This window comes from Streptomyces sp. NPDC007162, from assembly GCF_040634175.1.
Classification (GTDB): Bacteria; Actinomycetota; Actinomycetes; order Streptomycetales; family Streptomycetaceae; genus Streptomyces.
This window is the reverse complement of record NZ_JBEYFC010000855.1, coordinates 1-2,456: the sequence shown is the minus strand read 5'-3', so window position 1 is coordinate 2,456 and position 2,456 is coordinate 1. Positions and strand designations below refer to the sequence as shown.

At 69.3% G+C, this 2,456-nt stretch carries 2 protein-coding genes and 2 pseudogenes; 3 read left to right on the top strand and 1 reads right to left on the bottom strand.

The genetic code is table 11. The features are described 5' to 3' along the window. From ABZ646_RS44950 to ABZ646_RS44940, 3 genes and pseudogenes are all read left to right on the top strand, one after another. Positions 1 to 380, top strand: a pseudogene (locus tag ABZ646_RS44950) (cytochrome ubiquinol oxidase subunit I); the annotation flags it as partial. After that, on the top strand, positions 377 to 775 hold the full coding sequence (locus tag ABZ646_RS44945; RefSeq protein ID WP_360533093.1) for a cytochrome c oxidase subunit 4: 399 nt from the start codon (positions 377 to 379) through the stop codon (positions 773 to 775). The pseudogene ABZ646_RS44950 and the gene ABZ646_RS44945, both read left to right, overlap by 4 nt. Positions 776 to 926: 151 nt before the next feature. Then, complete coding sequence (locus ABZ646_RS44940; protein WP_360533090.1) at positions 927 to 2,186, top strand: Ig-like domain-containing protein; 1,260 nt, start codon at positions 927 to 929, stop codon at positions 2,184 to 2,186. An 83-nt stretch (positions 2,187 to 2,269) separates the two neighbouring features. Here the strand turns inward: ABZ646_RS44940 and ABZ646_RS44935 are convergent. Continuing rightward, positions 2,270 to 2,456: pseudogene (locus ABZ646_RS44935) on the bottom strand (hypothetical protein); the annotation flags it as partial.

The following is a 2,456-nucleotide window of genomic DNA, read 5'->3' as shown; positions in this document are numbered from 1 at the left end:
TGCAGCACTGGCTGGGCGCCGAGGGCATGCCGCGCCGGTACGCCGACTACCTGGCGGCCGACGGCTTCACCACCCTGAACACCATCTCGTCGATCAGCTCCTTCCTGCTCGGCCTGTCGATCCTGCCGTTCCTCTACAACGTGTGGAAGACGGCCAAGTACGGCAAGAAGGTCGAGGTCGACGACCCGTGGGGTTACGGCCGTTCGCTGGAGTGGGCGACCTCCTGCCCGCCGCCGCGGCACAACTTCCTCACCCTGCCGCGGATCCGCAGCGAATCCCCGGCGTTCGACCTGCACCACCCTGAGATCGCCGCCCTGGAGCAGTTGGAGCACGGCCACGCCGCCGCCGCTGTCGCGGGCAGCAAGGAGGCCGGCAAGTGAAGATCCAGGGCCGCTTGTTCGTGTGGCTTGCCGTCTTCGTCCTGGCCATCGCGATCGTCTATGGCGTGTGGTCGAAGGAGGCGGCCGGTACCACGGCGCTCTTCATGGCCTTCGGCCTGTGCATCATGATCGGCTTCTACCTCGGCTTCACGGCCTCGCGGGTGGACGCCGGTGCCCAGGACAACAAGGAGGCCGACGTCGCGGACGAGGCCGGCGAGATCGGCTTCTTCAGTCCGCACAGCTGGCAGCCCCTCGCCCTCGGTGTCGGTGGCGCGCTGGCCTTCCTCGGTGTCGCCGTCGGCTGGTGGCTGCTGTACTTCTCGGCGCCCATCATCATGATCGGCCTCTTCGGCTGGGTGTTCGAGTACTACCGCGGTGAGAACCGCACCCAGTAGGCACGCGCCGAGCGCACCGGGAGCCCGGACCCTCCGTCAGGAGGGTCCGGGCTCCCGCTGTTTCCGGCGGCTCCCGCCTTCGGCGCAGCGCCCGTCCCCCATCCGGCTCAACTGCCGCGCCGAGCCGGAGAACATCTCATAGCGTGACAATATGAGTCTTTCTCCGTGCGCCCGTACCGTCGCCAGCTGCACCCTGCTGGTGACCGCCCTCGGCGCGGGCGTCACCGCATGCAGCTCGGACGGCAACCCGCTGTCGGCCAAGCCGTACGACGCGGCGGACCAGGTCTCCTTCAACACCCCCACCGAGAAGGGGAAGCAGGCCGACCCCGACAAGCCCCTCGAGGTGGTCGCCAGGAGCGACGACGACCGGATCACCGACGTCACCGCCCAGGACGCCACGGGTCGCCACGTGGCGGGCGAACTCGACGCCGACGGGCACCGCTGGCACAGCACCTCCCCGCTGGCCGCCAACGCCCACTACACGGTCCAGGTCAGCACCGAGGACGAGGACGGCGCCCCCGGCCGCGAGGTCCTCACCTTCGACACCAGCAAACCCACCACCCAGCAGCGGCTGAAGGTCACCTTCGGCCCCAAGGACGGCGAGTACGGCGTGGGCCAGCCCGTCACCGCCCAACTCGACCACGCGGTGAAGGACAAGGCCCAGCGCGCCGTCGTCGAGCGCGCCCTGCGGGTCGACTCCGTGCCGGCCGTGCAGGGCTCCTGGTACTGGGTGAGCGACAAGGAACTCCACTACCGGCCCAAGGACTACTGGCCCGCCCACGCCACCATCCAGGTGCACAGCAACCTGGACGGCGTCCGGATCAGCGACCGCCTCTGGGGCGGCGCGGCCACGCCCCTGAAGCTCACCACCGGCGACAAGATCCTCGCCCTCACGGACGCCTCCGCCCACCAGATGACGGTGTACCGGAACGACAAGGAGATCGACCAGATCCCCATCACCACCGGCAAACCGGGCTACGAGACCCGCAACGGCGTCAAGGTCGTCCTGGAGAAGCAGTACTTCGTACGCATGCGCGGCACCACGGTCGGCATCGCCGAGGGCACCTCCGACTCGTACGACCTGCCGGTCTACTACGCCACCCGGGTCACCTGGTCGGGGGAGTACGTGCACGCCGCGCCCTGGTCGGTGGGGTCCCAGGGGTACGCGAACGTCAGCCACGGCTGCACCGGCATGAGCACCTCGAACGCCGAGTGGTTCTTCGACAACGTCCGCCCGGGAGACCTGGTGAAGGTCGTCAACTCCAACGGCGAGGAGATGGAGCACTTCGGCAACGGCTTCGGCGACTGGAACATCACCTGGAAGGACTGGACCAAGGGCAGCGCCCTCGTCAACACCACCCAGGCCACCCCACCGGCAGACGCGGCGAGAGTGCAGCCAGCGGCGCTGTGACGCGCCCCGAAGGGGCGCGGGGAACTGCGCGAACGGCCCCCACCGGCCCGCACTCGCGCACGAGAGCCGCGCCCCACCCCCTCCTAGGCGCTCAGCAGCCTCTTCTTCCGCAACAAGGACGCCAGCGCACCCGCGAACTCCACCGGCTCCACCGGCAGCGTCACAGCGGCGTCCGCCCGGCTCCACGTGGCCAGCCACGCATCCTGCGGCCGCCCGATCGGATTTGGCGTCCAAGGAGTCGTCGGTGTCGGTGTGACCGGTCTCGACGGC

Bases quoted from the DNA above. Each gene is read 5' to 3' on its own strand.
- ABZ646_RS44940 (WP_360533090.1), top strand. From the start codon at position 927: ATGAGTCTTTCTCCGTGCGCCCGTACCGTCGCCAGCTGCACCCTGCTG.